Raw genomic sequence first — 16,040 nt, 5'->3', positions numbered from 1 at the left:
GACAAAGGGCTCTTCCTAATACAGGAGAAGCCCTTTTCGCGCGGCATCTGTTCTTCACAAACTTCCTTCAAAACATACTGTTCTAGATCCCTGATAACCAAGCATTCTTCTGTATTTATGTGAATAACATTATGAATGGTGCAGCAGTCAGTATGCTGCTGATGTATTCATTAGGGTAGGAGAAAGGGGCATGAATGATGGAAGGGTCAGGACGCAGGAAGGGAAAGAAAAGGATTACTACGATGATAAGAGGTTACTTGATGGTGGTAGTGATCATCATTTCATTAATGACAGTCGGAGCTCCTGTATTTGCCGGAGGCGATCCAGGGTATGTCCCCTCCCAACTGGTCGTGAGTTATAACTCGAACGGTGGCTCAACGATTAGTCCTGAATTTGTATCTCCGGGCGGAGGTACAGTGTTGTTTCAGCATACCCCTGTGAAAGAGTGCTACAGCTTCGAAGGTTGGTTTTACGACAGCGCCTTGACGCAAGCTTACAAGTCGACAGATCGAATCACTAGAGATCTAACGCTGTATGCAAAGTGGGCGGCTCTGGGCACAAACGCGCAGTGCAGCTCTGCTACAATAACCTCTGCGATCGGTACGGTAAGCGCTGGGGGAACTGCGAATGAGACGATAACGATAGAGAGTGGCATCAAGTTAGCTGAGTTGAAGGCAGCGATCACGCCGGCAGCGAATGCAACTTTTGAGATCTACCAAGCAGACGGAACAACGAAAGCGACGACGCTAGAGACGGGCACGAAGATCATTGTAACTTCGCAAAATGGAACGAGTAAGGTTACGTACACGATTACGGTAATTTCACCGAATTTGGCATTAAATAAACCCGCGACGGTTGACAGCACGTGCAACACCTCGCAGACTGCGGCTAAAGCTGTGGACGGCAGCGTCACTAATGATAGCAAATGGTGTTCATTATCCAGCAACCGATGGCTGCAGATCGATCTCGGCACCGTGAAGCAAGTCAACCAATTTGTCATCAAGCACGCGTCAGAAGGCGGAGAGACTACCTCCTATAACACGAAGGCTTACAATATCCAGGTTAGCATGGACGGTACGAACTGGAGCACAGTGGTTAACGTAACGAATAATACGAAAGGCATAACAATAGATAATATCACTTCCGTATCAGCAAGATATATCAAGCTAAACGTTACGACGCCTACCCAAACGACAAACGTAGCGGCACGAATTTATGACTTTGAGGTATATGGACCTTCCAATCTGGCATTAAATAAACCCGCAACGGTTGACAGCACGTGCAACGTCTCGCAGACCGCGGCCAAAGCCGTGGATGGCAGTGTCACCAATGATAGCAAATGGTGTTCATTATCCAGCAACCGATGGCTGCAGATCGATCTCGGCAGCGTGAAGCAAGTCAACCAATTTGTCATCAAGCACGCGTCAGAAGGCGGAGAGACTACCTCCTATAACACGAAGGCTTACAATATCCAGGTCAGCACGGACGGTACGAACTGGAGCACAGTGGTCAACGTAACGAATAATACGAAAAGTGTAACTGTAGATAATATCACTTCCGTATCAGCAAGATATATCAAGCTAAACGTCACGACGCCTACCCAAACGACAAACGTTGCCGCAAGAATCTATGATTTTGAGGTATACGGACCTCCGAATTTAGCATTAAATAAACCCGCCACAGCTGACAGCACGTGCAACCCCTCGCAGACCGCGGCCAAAGCTGTGGACGGCAATGTCATCAATGACAGCAAATGGTGTTCATTATCCAGCAACCGCTGGCTGCAGGTCGATCTAGGTACCGTGATGCAAGTCAACCAATTTGTTATCAAGCATGCATCGGAAGGCGGAGAGACCGCCTCCTATAACACGAAGGCGTATACGATCCAGGTCAGCACCGACGGTACGAACTGGAGCACAGTGGTCAACGTAACGAATAATACGAAAGGCATAACATTAGATAATATCACTTCCGTATCAGCAAGATATATCAAATTAAACGTTACGACACCTACCCAAACGACAAACGTCGCGGCACGAATCTATGAGTTTGAGGTATACGGAGCAAATTAGAGCAAGTATTACGACTTAAATAACGGCGTCACCTTCTTATAATAAGTGATTGGAAAAAGGGAAGACTACACGATATCGCTTTTTCGCCACAACCTTATTATTTCTTGGAGGATGACAAATGAAAGGAAAGTCAGCCAAAGCAGCATTTTGGATAGTCGCCTGGGTGCTCGTGCTCTGTTTATGGTCGAGTGCAGCACCTTCCATTGTGTTTCCATTATATGCAACGGATTGGCATCTCTCGAAAGCAACAACGACTGGTATCTTTGCTATGTATCCTATTGCAATCATCTTCGTGCTTGTGATAGTAGGTAATATTTCAGATTACATCGGACGTCGAATGACGTTAATGATCGGACTTATGTTCCTCCTTTTTGGCGCAACCGTTTTTGCATTAGCTCCTAACTTGCACTGGCTGTTTGTGGCCCGAGCCCTACAGGGCATTGGGGTTGGACTGACATCGGGGGCGGGGGCCGCAGCGCTTGTAGAGTTTAATCCGACATCGAACACGAAATTTCCCGGATCGATTAACACGATTACTCAGGCAACTGGTGTATTCATTGCATTAATTCTTGGGGCAATACTGATTAAGTATGAGCCATTCCCGCTACATTTAAGTTATTGGGTTTTATCCTTACTCATATTGGTCAGTATCCTCCTGTGCTTATTCCTTCCGAAGAATCAAACATCTCGATCTGGCCGTAAATCGAACTGGAAGCCAGCGGGGATTAAGATACCGAAAGGACTATGGGGCATTTATCTCCTGGCAGCTTTGGCCGTAGGAATCGGTTTTGCCTATGGAGGAATATTTTTATCTCTTGGGGCCCAAATTGCGCGTGATGTCGTTGGGACAAAAGATATTCTTGTGATCGGTATGGTCTTATCGATTTTGAGTTTGCTAATAGCGGTGGGTGCTACGATTGCAGGGCGAATGAGTCCGCTGCCTTCAATTCGTATCGGAACGCTTCTGATAAGCTCGACATTGGTTCTTCTTGTCATGGCGTCGGAAATGCATTCTTTCATCCTATTCGTAACATCGTCGATCACCGGAGGACTTGGTTATGGATTCTCTGTAACCGGAGGGATTGGCCTTGCGAACATGTACGCGTCACCTGAAAACAAAGCGCAGTTTTTATCCTCTGTTTTTGTCGTCTCTTATCTGTTCCAAGGAGCCAGCGCATTTGGCGGTGGTTTGGCTTCCACTATTTATGGCTTTAGCTTCGCAATATGGATGCTTTCTCTTATAGTCGGATCCATTGCGCTTATTACGCTGCTGTCTACGCTGATGATCACTAGGAGAATGGTCTATGCCAAGTAAATCAAAACACGAAAAGTAGGCCATCCTTCCTCAGGGTGGTCTACTTTTTGCTATAATAGGAATAGCGGGGCTGTTTAATTATTGGACAAAAATGGAATCCTAGTAATATCAAATATTGATAGAAAACGAGGGATGGAAATGTCGTATATCGTTGATTTTAAAAATGTATCTACAGTAGGTTTAGAGTCTTCACCTGTAGCAGAAGCGCTTGCAGGTTTGCGCGCGAATGAAGCCCGTTATTTTATGAACAAATACAAGCATGAATTCGAGGTTATACCCGCCAGTGAAAGTCAGGAAAACCTTGATTATGTGAACAAAGTTTTAAAAGAACGTGACATTGAGTTTGCCGCCAAACCTTTGGAAACCTCACATTTTCAAGTGGAGAATATTCAGTTTACCTATGTTTTTTACGAGGATGGCCTGTCGATCAATGTCATGTATACGGTGGATGACCCTAAGAAGCGGGCGGTTGGCTTTAAGCTTTCCGAGGGGATGGAGATACCTAAGGAGCTAGAACCGAAGTTCAAGTTCGCTAGGCAGAAGTCTAAATTAGCTGGGACGATTCGGGGTTCGTTTTTCGTCATCAAAGGAGAATATGCATATAACTGAAGCTTGATGAGGTGATCTTTCATGGCAAAAACCAATCCTAAGGTTGACGAATTTATCAGTAAGGCCAAGACCTGGAAGGAAGAATACATAGAGTTGAGGCGAATCGTTCTTGACTGCCAGCTAACTGAGGAATATAAATGGATGCATCCCTGCTACACGATTCAGGATAAAAACGTCGTCCTCATACACGGGTTTAAAGACTATTGCGCGCTTCTGTTTCACAAAGGAGTTTTGCTGAAGGATGCTCAAGGTATCCTAATTCAACAAACGGAGAATGTTCAGGCGGGGCGCCAGATTCGGTTTACGCATGTTCGGGAAATCCTTGCCATGGAGCCGATTTTGAAAGCATACATTAACGAGGCGATTGAAGTTGAAAATGCCGGTTTGGAAGTAAGTTTTAAAAAACATACAGAATTCACCGTTGCCGAAGAGTTTCAAATGAAGCTGGATGAGAATCCTGCCTTGAAAACGGCTTTTGAAGCCTTAACACCTGGACGGCAACGAAATTATCTACTTCACTTTTCTGAGCCGAAACAAACAAAAACGCGAGAATCGCGGGTGGAGAAAAATGTGCCGAAAATTCTCGAAGGCAAGGGATTGAACGATTAAAGAGGAAAACCATCCTTCTGCAGGGTGGTTTTTTGCTATATCATGACCTAGTCGTTGAACTTGACAAGCATGGATTACAAATGTAATACTGAGTGTGTATTACATTTGTAATCCAAGTGGAAAGGAGGTAGCTAATGTGAAAACTGTCCCACATATTACGGATGCTGAATGGGAAGTAATGAAGGTGCTCTGGAATCAGTCCCCACGCACGGCGAATGAAGTGATTGAAGCTATGCAGGATCAGACGGATTGGAAGCCGAAAACGATTCGAACCCTGTTAAACCGATTAACGCAGAAGCAGGCGTTGTCTTTTACGCAAGAAAACAGAGTGTATGCCTATTTCCCTTTAGTTTCTGAGGGTGAATGTGTGAAGTCAGAGACGCAATCTTTTCTGAAAAGAATGTATGGCGGTGCCTTTAAGCCGATGCTGGTTAACTTTTTGAAGGAGGAGCAGCTGTCGGAGGAAGATATTAAAGAACTAAAACAACTTCTCGAAAATAAATCCAAATAAACAGCGATGCCAGAACAGGCGGCGCGGCTTCAGGAAGGAAAGGGTGAAAGTGAACCAAACCAATGAACTTCTCAAAGGTATTTTTGAGTGGATTTTGTCGGTATCGGTAATGGCCGCCATTACGGCCGTGTTGATCATGCTAACCCAACGTATTCTGCATAAACGGATAAAACCTAGATGGCACTATCTCATGTGGTTGTTGGTCATGGTGCGACTGCTCCTACCTTGGGACCTGGAAAGCGATTTAAGCATCTACAATTGGCTATCTTACTCTGGCGGCATTCACGAAATCGACTCCGTGGTTCAGATGGGAACACAAGAGAGATTGGCTGCTGTAGACTCCGTAGGTACTATTTTGTACAGGTATTCGATGTATGTATGGCTGCTTGGTATTGCCGTATTTGGCATATACACGTTAGTGATTAACCGTAGATTTGCGCAGAAAATAACAAAAGAAACGACTCCGATGACAGACACCGGCATCCTGCAGTTGTTCTCTCAATGTCAAAAGTTAATGTCGGTACATAAACCCGTCACTCTAGTCGTATCGGACCGGTTGTCGATGCCTACGCTTTTTGGATTCTGGAAACCACGGTTAGTTATACCGCAGAGGGTGATTAACAGCTTGAGTCAGGAACAACTGCGGCATATCTTTATGCATGAGCTGGCCCACTGCAAACGGAATGATATTGGAATCAATTGGATCATGCAATTTTTATTGATTATTCACTGGTTCAATCCTGTACTTTGGTACGTGAATCAACGCATGCGTGAAGATCAGGAGATTGCAAGCGACGCGTTAGCACTTTCTTATCTTGAACCAGCGGGAAGAGACAGTTACGGATATACGCTCATTCAATTATTAGAGAGCTATATACGTCCTGTAAGTGTACCTGGCAATGTTAATTTATCGGGCAGCAAGTCACAGTTAAAAAGGAGAATTATCATGATTAAACAGTTTCAATTTAATTCGTACCGTTGGTCATTCGTTGGCTTAGCAGCTGTTTTGATCATTAGCGGATGTTCATTGACGAATGCGACGAATACGGATAAGCAAGCTTCAGCTCCACCGAGCTCTCCGGCTATTGATCAAAAGACGACAGACACAACAAATACTGCAAATTCAACAGATACAACAAATACAAGTACGCAGACAACGGATACGGATAAAAAGACGGAAACAACAGCTGATACAAAATCCATTGACTCCGTGACACCAACTGCACCGCCAACAGTTACCGCGGAAGAGGCGAGATCAAACGCAGCAGCTTCAAGAGCGGACGAGTCGAAGCCTTCACCGGTAGCATCCGTCACGGAAGCAAGACGAAGTGCCGCGGCTCAGGCAGCGGAGAGTCCAAGACAAGTGCCTGCTTCATCACGACAAGCGAGTGAGGTAACGGCAGTGCCTGAATCCCGAGATGTGAAAAGGCCGACGGCAGCGCCTGTACCGGTACCGGATACTCGGCCGGCACAGGCTGAGCCAACTGCCAGTGTGCTAACTCCGGAGCGAGCGGCTCAGTAAACTTCGGGGCAAAGTTAACAAAGAAGAAGACATCTGTAAGGGTGTTTTCTTCTTTTTCTATACGAATCTTTGTGAAAACTTGACCAAATTTTAGGGAAAATTGATATAAAATGATACTTCCTCACGGTATAATTTAAACATTATACGAGAAGGGGTCGAACTATGTCGTCATTATTGCAAAAACAGAGTTTAACATCGGAACAGCTTCAATTGCTTGCTTCCGAGATGAGTAAGAAACAGAAATCAGGTGGTATTGCATGGCTACTTTGGTTTTTTACTTGCTCATTTGGGGGTCACCGTTTCTATTTAGGTCGAATTGGAACAGGAGTAGCTATGTTACTCACACTAGGCGGTTTGGGTATTTGGTCACTCGTTGATTTGTTCCTGTTATCAGGGATGATTAGAGATACGAATGAAAAAGTTGAGAATGAGATTATTTCCGAAATCCGTCTGATCCACCAAGCGCGAGCAAACTCAGAAGCTGCTGTGGCGCAGGCATAACGAACATCATATTATGGATAATTTAAATTTATTGCGTACGCTAACACTGGAAGAACTAGCTATTTTAGAAGCAGAACTGTTGAAGAAGCGCAAATCTAAGGAAGTTGTATGGGCGCTATGGTCTGTGCTGCATTATTTTGGAGCTCACCGTTATTATACAGAGAATTATCTGTATGCAAGCTTGATGTTTACGGCTACGGTCGTTCCTGGTCTTGCAATCATTCTATTGGCGGTCTACACAGAGTTAGAAGCATTTAGTTACTTTCTTTTATGGTTTAGCATAACCATATTAGCTGGATCTTTGCTTTGGAGCTGGATCGATGCTTTTTTCCTAAACAGAAGAATAGAAGAGATGAATCAGGAGCAGGAACGTGTAGTGATTCGTCGTATCAAAGCAACAAGCACGAACCAATAAAAATGAGGCCGTCAGAAACCACAAGGTTTCGAACGGCCTTTCTTTTTTCTACTAATTCAACAACAACGCAAGTAAAACCACGTCAAGAAAGGTCTTCGTGACCTCGTGCATTAAATACTGCTTCAGCAGCCCCTCTTCTTGAAACCCGAGTTTTTTTAATAGCTTCAGTGAGGCCACATTTTCAGGGTAGACTTCGGCTTGAATTCTATGAGGACTTATATGTGTTTTGCTGAAATGGATAACCGCCTGCATGGCTTCGGACATTATGCCTTTGCCCCAATAATCGGTCTGTAGATCATAGCCGACAGTTAGAGGATAACGGTGATCGGCATCAAATATGCCTCTTGTAGGCATAAGTGTAATGGTTCCGATAATATGCCGAGATTCGCTAGGATAGAAGGAAATTCCCCAAGAAATTAACCTTCTGTCTGCAAAAGCTTGATTCCACGAATCGATTAGCATACGGGTGTCCTCGATCGAAGAGGGACCATGCCAATCCAAATGCTTGGTGACTTGAGGATCGGTGTAAAAAGCATAGATATCCTCCGCATCCGCGACATCCATTTGCCGTAAGACGAGCCGTTCGGTATAAATGAAAGGGAAAGAGGAAAATAAGGCTTCCACATGCATCATTTTATTTATTTTCCTTTGTGGTAGGATAGTCGTTTGGAAAAATTGTATCCTACGATCCTTAATAGCAACTTAAAAAGGGATAAATAATCGGTGCCTTATGAAAGCTGAACGTAAAACGAAGTGGTCTCATTCAGCACGCTTTTCGCATAAATCTTCCCTTTATGCTGTTCGACAATGGATTTGGCGATGGCTAGTCCGAGGCCGTAGCCGCCGCTTTTGCGCGAACGGGATTGATTAGCGCGATAGAAGCGGTCGAAAATCCTCCCCAGATGGTCGGAGGGGATACCCTCGCCTGTGTTGGTTACCGTGAGCAGAATATCGCTATGCCGCTTCTGCAAGGTAAGCGCAATCGAACCTTTCGGTTTGGTGTATTTGATCGCGTTATCCAAAAGGATCATGACCACCTGCTTGATTTGCTCACAGCTGCCGCGTAGGCTGAGATCGGGTTCAATCTCATAGGTAAGCGAGATATCCTTCTCATACACAACAGCCTCCATCGTGAGGATGACGCCCTCAACGGCTTCACTGATATTGAAGTTCGCAAACAGCAAGCCTGCTCTGGAATCCTCCATCTCGGTCAAGTACAGGAGATCGTTGGTTAACGTCTTCATTCTCTCCGTTTCGGACTTGATATGGTGCAGCCATTTCACTTGATTGTGAATCGTGTCATCGCTATTGGCCAAAAGAACATCGGCATTCGTATTGATGACGGCTAAGGGTGTTTTCAACTCGTGAGAGGCGTCAGCGATAAACTGCTTTTGCTTATTGAAAGCTTCTTTCACTGGCGATATAGACCGATTCGCGAAAAACCGGCTCGTAAAGAAGATGACGATCAGCATAATGAATCCGACAACGGAGAAGGTATAAATGAGATTCGTAAGAATGTTCATTTGAGCGGTGATATCCAAATAGACGACGGAGTTTCCTGTGCCATTTTTTTGCACCAGATAAGCCCACGTATTGCCTTCCAAATGAAACTGGCCGTTATCCGACTTGCTGGAGGCGGCTTTTTGTAAAGCAAGGGTATAGAAATCCGTATCCATGTCGAACCGGGAGTTCGCGGCTACAAGATTCCACTGGTCATCCGCTTGCAGCAAGAAAGAGACGGAACGCTCCGGCGGGGGACCGGCGGTATCATAGCTTTGCTGGGGGAGAGGACTCCCGCCTGGCCGCGGCACGCCTTTGTTCCCATCAGGATTATGATAGAAATCAGTGACACGATGCAGCTCCATATCGATGCCTTTGCGTACATTCTGATAAGTAATTGTATAGATGGAGGCAAAGGCCAGAAGCATGATGAACGTGATGATGACCAGATTGACGATAAGAAATCGATTGCGCAGCTTACGGAACATTTAGGAGCTCGCCTCCAATACGTAGCCTACGCCTCTGATTGTCGTGATGCGGACAGATGACTGCAAGAACGTGAGTTTTTTCCGCAAAAAAGAAATGTACACTTCCACATTGTTATGTTCCACCTCAGAATCGAAACCCCAGAGCTTTTCAATGATCTGCTCCTTGGAGATAACCGCTTGTTTCCTCGACATCAGAAGCTCCAATAACTCACTTTCTTTTAAAATGAGTTTAAGCTCCTTCCCACTGCACGTCAGCTTGAGCGTCCCTGTATTCAATTCGATATCTCCGAATTTCAAAGTATCCTCCGCGACAACCTCTCCCTTGCGCCGCAACGCAGCGCGGATTCTCGCGAGCAGTTCCTCTGTCGAGAACGGCTTAGCCACATAGTCATCCGCACCGTGATCCAGACCTGTGATTTTATCCGAAATTTCACCTTTCGCAGTCAGCAAAATCACGGGAGTCGCAATTCCTTTGCTGCGAATCGTCTTCAACAAGGTAATGCCGTCTATCTCAGGCAGCATAATGTCGAGCAATAGCAGATCATAAATGCCGCTCAATGCGTTATCCAACCCCGATTGACCGTCATGAACCGTATCAACGGAATAATTGTGTTTTTTAAGAATCTGGGTCAAGGCCTCGGCCAAATGAATTTCATCTTCGACAATTAATAGTCTCATTTTCGTTTCCCCTTTTGTGCCAGTGTGATGAAGCTCAATTGCATGCCTTCATTATAGGGAGCGAACCTTTAATCAAACTTAATCTTAGCATTTGCCTAGAGCTTAACAAATAATTTACAAAGCAATACTCATTTAAGTTTCACTAAAGGTTCGACCGCTAAGATACAGACATGAAGCAGCAAACACACGCAAATGCGAAAGGGGCGCAGCCTAATGGCCATAGAAGTTTTTAACCGATATGAAAATAAATATCTCATGGATACCAAATCATTTTCCACGTTGTATAACGAACTGCTGGCTTATATGGAGCTTGATGAATACAACAAGAATGATAAATTCTACTCGATAAGCAACATGTATTACGATACGGAACATGATTCTTTAATCCGGAACAGCTTGGCGAAGCCGAAATACAGGGAGAAGCTGCGAATAAGAGCTTACGGCATTCCTGAAAAAGACGGCAAAGTGTACCTGGAGCTTAAAAAGAAAGTATTCGGCTTAGTGAACAAGCGACGGACTGCGCTCAAGCTGAACGAGGCTTATGAGTTTGTCCGCACAGGGGAAGTGCCGGAGCTCAAACCATATATGAATCAGCAGGTTATTCATGAAATCGACTATTTCCTCCAGCGTTACGAGTTGCAGCCTAAGGTGTATCTGGCTTATGACCGGATCGCCATGTTTTGCAAAAATAATCGGGACCTGCGAATTACGTTTGATACGAATATTCGGTCCAGGCGGTATGATCTCAAGCTGGAGGATGGCGATTATGGGGAATCGCTGATCAGCGGCGGGCAATGGTTAATGGAAGTGAAGGCCGAGAAAACGATACCTGTCTGGCTGTCGAAAATGCTGTCGAAACATGAGATGTTCCGGACGAGTTTCTCGAAATACGGCAATGAATACAAAAAAATGCGAAACAGAAGATTCGCAGGGGAGGTCGTGGAGAGATGATAGATACTATTTTGACTTCGATGCAGGTCAGTTCGGATAATTTAACGTTCGTCCATGCGCTGCTAACGATTCTAATTTCTTTCGCACTAGGCGCAATTATCAGCTTCACTTATATGAAAACACAGCCGATGTACAATCAAAGCTTCACGTTGACGATGATTGTGCTTCCGGCGATCATAGCCGTCATTATTCTGCTAATCGGCAGCAATATTGCCAGAGCTTTTAGTCTTGCCGGCGCATTCTCCATCATTCGGTTCAGAAGCGCTCCCGGCGATCCGAAGGATATTGCGTTTGTCTTATTTACGATGGCGGCGGGATTAGCTTGTGGGGTTGGATCCTTCGGTTACGCAGTGCTATTCACCGTTGCGCTCTGCTTACTGATGTTCTTCTTGAAAACTATTAAATTTGGAGCTAAGAAATCCTCCCAAAGATTGTTGAAGGTTACGATCCCGGAGAATCTGGGGTACGAGGAAGCATTTGATGAGATTTTCAACAAATTCGGCATTGCTTATGAGCTGAGAAAAGTGAAAACGACGGAGCTCGGCAGCTTGTACGAGTTGGTGTATATGGTCACAATCGACCATCTCACCAATCAAAAAGACTTCCTGGATGCCATTAGATGCAGGAACGGGAACTTGGATATTACGTTGACGATGAATCCAACGGAAGCAGCGCAGTATTAACAACCATCTGTGTCGAAAGGGTTAACTGTTAATCAGTTAGCTCTTTTTTACATGTTAGGAAGCTATATATCTTTCGACAAATCAGGTAATATATATATTATAAATGATTGCCAATATTTTATAGTTGAAATGAGGTCTAGCAGTGCATCATTTGCATGGTACATACGATATGGTTTTAGTTGCATTTTCCTATGTGGTTGCTGTCGTGGCATCCTATACTGTCCTCGATTTAGTAGGAAGAATCAGCACGTCCAAAGGGATGTTTCGCTGGTTATGGCTCCTTTTCGGAGCGATCGCAATGGGGCTCGGCGTATGGTCTATGCATTTTGTCGGGATGCTTGCATTTTCGCTGAACATTTCAGTTGCCTATAACTTAGTCAAAGTCATACTTTCCGTCGTTGTTGTTATCGCGGCTTCCTTCCTGGCTTTGTATGTGGTTGGCCGCAGTCAATTATCTTGGCGATTATTACTTGCAGGAGGGCTGCTGCTAGCAACGGGCATCTCGGCCATGCATTACATCGGGATGGCGGCAATGGAAATTCATATTTCCTATAAGCCTTTTTATTTCGTACTATCGATTATCATTGCTATTGTGGCGTCTATCGCGGCTTTATGGTTAGCATTCTATTTCCGCAAGGGCACAGAGCCAAGTAGAATGTGGAAGAAGCTAGGCAGCGGCTTAATTATGGGAGCTGCCGTGGTAGGCATGCACTATACGGGTATGTATGCAGCACAATTTCAAATGCTAGATGCGCTAGACGAAACAAAGGGTATGTTTCTGGATCAGAAGCTTTTGGCTTATACGATTGCAGGCGGTACATTGTTCACGTTAGGTTTGTCGCTTTTTGGCATATTCATATCAAATCGATTGTCACGCAAAGATAACGAAATTGAGGAACATGAGAAATGGTATAGGTCCTTATTTGAAAATAATCAGGATGGCATCATTTCAATTAATATGCAGTATCGCATTATTGGGTTCAATTCGGCGGTCACGCAGCTAACAGGGTTAACCGGTGAATGGTTCCGCAATCAAACGATCGACAATATTCTACCCTTCATTGTACAGGAAGATCAGGAGCGTACGAGGGAGATGTTTGTAAAGTCGCGCGGCGGCGAGATGCAGACGTACCAGACTGCGATTATCCACGAGCAAGGGCATCGTGTTGAACTCAGTGTGATTAACGCACCGGTTATCCTCGATGGGGAAGTAGTCGGCAGCTACATCATTGCCAAAGACATTACAGAAGAAAAGCAGTCCAAAGAGAAAATCCAACACCTCGCCTTTCATGATGAGCTGACGGGAATGCCCAACAGGCGAATGTTCAATGAAGTGCTGGGCCAAATGATTGATAGCGAAGCTAAGCAGTTCGCCGTTATGGTAATGGACCTGGATCGCTTTAAATTAATTAATGATTCGCTTGGACATACATATGGGGACCAATTTTTGCAGGAGATGTGTGAACGTATCCGTCGGTGCATGGAGGGCATGAATGTGACCTTGGCGCGTATGGGCGGTGACGAGTTCACATTGCTCTGTGACAGCCGTTACGAGAGGGAAGAAGTTGCCGATTTTGCTGAACAAATCATCAGAGCGATTGGTGTGCCGTATCGACTTAAAGAAAATGACTTCTACGTCACAGCTAGTATTGGTATTGCCGTATATCCGAACGACGGTGCAGATGCTGTGCAGCTGCTCAAAAATGCGGACACTGCAATGTACGAAGTGAAGAAAAACGGCAAGAACGGATATCAGTTCTATACGGGCGAACTAAACGCGCAGCTGCAGGAGAAAATTGAGCTGGAAGTTGAATTGCGTCAGGCGATTGCGCGCAAACAGCTGTTCTTGAATTACCAGCCGCAAATTCGAGCCGGGGACGGCCAGATGATTGGCGTCGAAGCGCTCGTTCGTTGGAATCACCCGACGAAGGGCACGATTTCTCCAGGCGTGTTCATTCCTATAGCCGAAGAAACAGGCATTATTTATGAAATGGGCACATGGGTGCTGAGAGAAGCCTGCCGGCAAATGAAAGAATGGCATCGCGGCGGCGGGCCGCTGATTCCTGTTTCCGTCAATTTATCCTCCCAGCAGTTCCACCAGACCAATTTGGCGATGTACATTAAGGAAATCCTTGAGGATACGGGACTTGAGCCGCAATATTTGGAGCTGGAAATTACGGAAAGCATGATGATGGATGCGACGGTTTCCAGAAGTATTCTCAATGAATTGACGGAATCGGGCATTCGAATCAGCCTGGACGACTTCGGAACGGGATATAGTTCCTTGAGTTATCTGAAGCTTCTGCCGATCCACAAGCTCAAAATTGACCGTTCGTTTATCCGCGATATTACGGAGAACAACAATGATAAAGCGATTGTGGCCACGATTATTTCGATGGCGCAGCATTTGAATATGGACGTTATTGCGGAAGGCATTGAAACGAAGGAACAGTTGGATATTCTTATGGATAATGACTGCAAAAAGATTCAGGGTTATTATTACAGCAAGCCGTTGCCTGCTCAAGATGTAGAGGAAGCTTTCTTCGCGCCGATGCGAGCAAGTGGATCATAAAGATGCTAAGTTAGAAGCCCGATTAGCTCAGATGAGCTGGTCGGGTTTTTGCGTATAAGTAATTCTTGCCAAACAAATAATACCATGAAGATCTGACAAATTACGTTGGAAGGTGGGGACCGAAAATGATGGTGAGTGAGTCCCTTTCAGCTAGTGTTAAATCGATTATGGATGTAATCGGGCACAATCATGATGTCGTTTTACGCGAAATTGCACTTGGAAGTACGGGGCGGAAAGCAGCCATTATCTATATTGCTACACTTGGAAATGCGGAGGTCATTAATAAAAGCGTGCTGCAACCGCTCATGCAGATGAAAGCGGCCGACGAAGATGCGGATTCGGATCGATTCAAAGAAAGAGTGATAGACACCACGATTGTACTTACTGAATTGGTTGAAGACGACTCTGTGGCGGTATGTATTCGCAATATTTTATCAGGAAATACCGTACTCATAGTTGACCAAATTAGCAGCTATATCATTCTCAGCACGGCGCATCTAGAAGGAAGAAGCATTGAAGAACCGAAGTCGGAATCCGTGGTGCGGGGCTCGCGTGAAGGATTTGTTGAGAACATCTCAACGAATATTTCGCTCATCCGGCAGCGGATCAAGGATCCCACCTTCACGATGCTCCAATATCACGTTGGCAAGCGTACCGAGAGAGAGCTGGTTATAGCTTTCATTAAGGATATTGCAAACGATCAGATTGTGGAGGAAGTTTGCCGCCGAATTGAGACCATCGATATCGACGATGCCGGGGATTCGGGGTTTATTGAACAGTTTATTGAAGATAATACCTTTTCTCCATTCCCTCAAGTTATGAACACAGAACGGCCGGATCGAGTGGTCAATGCCTTGATGGAGGGCAAAGTGGCGATCCTCTTGGACGGTACACCCTTTGTGCTTATTGTGCCGGTGACATTTCCCATGATGCTTTACTCGCCGGAAGACAATAACGAACGCTGGATGTATTCAAGCTTAATCCGCATGATGAGGTATATCCTAGCCTTCGTTTCTCTATATCTGCCATCCTTGTATATTGCCTTTATTTCCTTTCATCAAGGTCTAATTCCCACCAAGCTGGCTATATCTATCACCTCCAGCAGAGAGGGTGTTCCTTTCCCTACCTTTGTAGAAGCTATGATGATGGAAATAACCATTGAAATCCTACGCGAAGCCGCTATTCGTTTGCCCAGGCCAATTGGACAGGCCATCGGTATGGTCGGCGGTCTTGTCATTGGGCAATCCGCGGTACAGGCGGGTATTGTGAGCCCGATCATGGTCATTGTTGTAGCTGTCACGGCCATATCTTCCTATACAATCCCCATTTATTCGGCAGGAATCGCCATGCGGATGCTAAGATTCTTCATGATGTTTGCAGCCTCAATGTTGGGCTTATACGGCATTATCATGGTTACGCTGCTTCTGCTGTCTCATATCATGAAGTTAAAAAGTTTTGGAACCAACTATGCCGGCGTGTTCGTGCATTATCACCCTTCAAACTGGAAGGATTCGATCATTAAATATCCCTTGAAGTGGATCAAAGAGCGTCCGAATTTGATTGATCCCAAGGACAAGAAGCGTGCGAATTAACGCAACGAAGGAAGGGGGATGG

15 protein-coding genes are annotated in these 16,040 nt (G+C 45.2%); 12 read left to right on the top strand and 3 right to left on the bottom strand.

Going from position 1 to position 16,040, the window contains the following annotated elements; genetic code table 11:
• Nucleotides 1-260: 260 nt before the first annotated feature.
• The 8 genes from GON05_RS39020 (at nucleotide 261) to GON05_RS06940 (ending at nucleotide 7,554) form a co-directional block, all read left to right on the top strand.
• Nucleotides 261-2,072 (top strand): discoidin domain-containing protein, encoded by a 1,812-nt coding sequence (locus tag GON05_RS39020; protein WP_220138873.1) that lies wholly within the window; start codon nucleotides 261-263, stop codon nucleotides 2,070-2,072.
• Nucleotides 2,073-2,190: 118 nt separating this feature from the next.
• Complete coding sequence (locus GON05_RS06970) at nucleotides 2,191-3,387, top strand: MFS transporter (RefSeq protein ID WP_157318442.1); 1,197 nt, start codon at nucleotides 2,191-2,193, stop codon at nucleotides 3,385-3,387.
• A gap of 138 nt (nucleotides 3,388-3,525) precedes the next feature.
• Complete coding sequence (locus GON05_RS06965; RefSeq protein ID WP_127454011.1) at nucleotides 3,526-3,996, top strand: phage tail protein; 471 nt, start codon at nucleotides 3,526-3,528, stop codon at nucleotides 3,994-3,996.
• Between the two features lie 21 nt (nucleotides 3,997-4,017).
• Nucleotides 4,018-4,605 carry a YdeI/OmpD-associated family protein gene (locus GON05_RS06960; protein ID WP_157318441.1) on the top strand — a complete coding sequence of 196 codons (588 nt, stop codon included), beginning with the start codon at nucleotides 4,018-4,020 and terminating at the stop codon, nucleotides 4,603-4,605.
• A 136-nt stretch (nucleotides 4,606-4,741) separates the two neighbouring features.
• Nucleotides 4,742-5,116, top strand: a complete 375-nt coding sequence (gene blaI, locus GON05_RS06955; RefSeq protein ID WP_127454009.1) for a penicillinase repressor BlaI — start codon at nucleotides 4,742-4,744, stop codon at nucleotides 5,114-5,116.
• 43 nt (nucleotides 5,117-5,159) lie between these two features.
• Nucleotides 5,160-6,638 carry a M56 family metallopeptidase gene (locus tag GON05_RS06950; RefSeq protein WP_157318440.1) on the top strand — a complete coding sequence of 493 codons (1,479 nt, stop codon included), beginning with the start codon at nucleotides 5,160-5,162 and terminating at the stop codon, nucleotides 6,636-6,638.
• A 162-nt stretch (nucleotides 6,639-6,800) separates the two neighbouring features.
• Complete coding sequence (locus GON05_RS06945; protein WP_127454005.1) at nucleotides 6,801-7,139, top strand: TM2 domain-containing protein; 339 nt, start codon at nucleotides 6,801-6,803, stop codon at nucleotides 7,137-7,139.
• Nucleotides 7,140-7,152: 13 nt separating this feature from the next.
• The gene (locus GON05_RS06940; RefSeq protein WP_157318439.1) at nucleotides 7,153-7,554 is read left to right on the top strand and encodes a TM2 domain-containing protein; all 402 of its coding nucleotides are present in this window, start codon (nucleotides 7,153-7,155) and stop codon (nucleotides 7,552-7,554) included.
• A 51-nt stretch (nucleotides 7,555-7,605) separates the two neighbouring features.
• On the opposite strand, the gene GON05_RS06935 is transcribed toward GON05_RS06940, so the two are convergent.
• The 3 genes from GON05_RS06935 to GON05_RS06925 form a co-directional block, all read right to left on the bottom strand.
• A complete protein-coding gene (locus GON05_RS06935; RefSeq protein ID WP_157318438.1) occupies nucleotides 7,606-8,187 on the bottom strand; it encodes a GNAT family N-acetyltransferase in 582 nt (193 codons plus the stop codon).
• A 95-nt stretch (nucleotides 8,188-8,282) separates the two neighbouring features.
• Nucleotides 8,283-9,542, bottom strand: coding sequence for a sensor histidine kinase (locus GON05_RS06930; RefSeq protein WP_157318437.1), 1,260 nt, complete (start codon nucleotides 9,540-9,542; stop codon nucleotides 8,283-8,285).
• Entirely contained in the window at nucleotides 9,543-10,220 is a 678-nt protein-coding gene (locus GON05_RS06925) for a response regulator transcription factor (RefSeq protein ID WP_157318436.1), read from the bottom strand.
• 213 nt (nucleotides 10,221-10,433) lie between these two features.
• Between GON05_RS06925 and GON05_RS06920 the strand changes: the two genes are divergently transcribed.
• The 4 genes from GON05_RS06920 to GON05_RS06905 all read left to right on the top strand — a co-directional run bounded on the left by GON05_RS06920 (nucleotide 10,434) and on the right by GON05_RS06905 (nucleotide 16,018).
• Entirely contained in the window at nucleotides 10,434-11,171 is a 738-nt protein-coding gene (locus GON05_RS06920) for a polyphosphate polymerase domain-containing protein (RefSeq protein WP_157318435.1), read from the top strand.
• Nucleotides 11,168-11,854, top strand: a complete 687-nt coding sequence (locus GON05_RS06915; protein WP_157318434.1) for a DUF4956 domain-containing protein — start codon at nucleotides 11,168-11,170, stop codon at nucleotides 11,852-11,854. The genes GON05_RS06920 and GON05_RS06915 overlap by 4 nt, the downstream gene beginning before the upstream one ends.
• Nucleotides 11,855-11,996: 142 nt before the next feature.
• Nucleotides 11,997-14,426, top strand: coding sequence for an EAL domain-containing protein (locus GON05_RS06910; protein ID WP_309492193.1), 2,430 nt, complete (start codon nucleotides 11,997-11,999; stop codon nucleotides 14,424-14,426).
• A 125-nt stretch (nucleotides 14,427-14,551) separates the two neighbouring features.
• Nucleotides 14,552-16,018, top strand: a complete 1,467-nt coding sequence (locus tag GON05_RS06905; protein WP_157318432.1) for a spore germination protein — start codon at nucleotides 14,552-14,554, stop codon at nucleotides 16,016-16,018.
• Nucleotides 16,019-16,040: the final 22 nt, after the last annotated feature.

The sequence above is a fragment of the Paenibacillus anseongensis genome, from assembly GCF_009757995.1.
Classification (GTDB): Bacteria; Bacillota; Bacilli; order Paenibacillales; family NBRC-103111; genus Paenibacillus_E; species Paenibacillus_E chondroitinus.
The sequence above is the reverse complement of the archived record's forward strand: the minus strand, read 5'-3'. Positions and strand labels throughout refer to the sequence as shown.

What these genes read in the sequence shown, in the direction of transcription:
- GON05_RS06930 (WP_157318437.1), bottom strand. Translation starts at nt 9,542, where the DNA reads ATGTTCCGTAAGCTGCGCAATCGATTTCTTATCGTCAATCTGGTCATC.
- GON05_RS06920 (WP_157318435.1), top strand. Translation starts at nt 10,434, where the DNA reads ATGGCCATAGAAGTTTTTAACCGATATGAAAATAAATATCTCATGGAT.
- GON05_RS06960 (WP_157318441.1), top strand. Translation starts at nt 4,018, where the DNA reads ATGGCAAAAACCAATCCTAAGGTTGACGAATTTATCAGTAAGGCCAAG.
- GON05_RS06905 (WP_157318432.1), top strand. Translation starts at nt 14,552, where the DNA reads ATGATGGTGAGTGAGTCCCTTTCAGCTAGTGTTAAATCGATTATGGAT.
- GON05_RS06940 (WP_157318439.1), top strand. Translation starts at nt 7,153, where the DNA reads ATGGATAATTTAAATTTATTGCGTACGCTAACACTGGAAGAACTAGCT.
- GON05_RS39020 (WP_220138873.1), top strand. Translation starts at nt 261, where the DNA reads ATGGTGGTAGTGATCATCATTTCATTAATGACAGTCGGAGCTCCTGTA.
- GON05_RS06935 (WP_157318438.1), bottom strand. Translation starts at nt 8,187, where the DNA reads ATGATGCATGTGGAAGCCTTATTTTCCTCTTTCCCTTTCATTTATACC.
- GON05_RS06945 (WP_127454005.1), top strand. Translation starts at nt 6,801, where the DNA reads ATGTCGTCATTATTGCAAAAACAGAGTTTAACATCGGAACAGCTTCAA.
- GON05_RS06965 (WP_127454011.1), top strand. Translation starts at nt 3,526, where the DNA reads ATGTCGTATATCGTTGATTTTAAAAATGTATCTACAGTAGGTTTAGAG.
- GON05_RS06915 (WP_157318434.1), top strand. Translation starts at nt 11,168, where the DNA reads ATGATAGATACTATTTTGACTTCGATGCAGGTCAGTTCGGATAATTTA.
- GON05_RS06925 (WP_157318436.1), bottom strand. Translation starts at nt 10,220, where the DNA reads ATGAGACTATTAATTGTCGAAGATGAAATTCATTTGGCCGAGGCCTTG.
- GON05_RS06970 (WP_157318442.1), top strand. Translation starts at nt 2,191, where the DNA reads ATGAAAGGAAAGTCAGCCAAAGCAGCATTTTGGATAGTCGCCTGGGTG.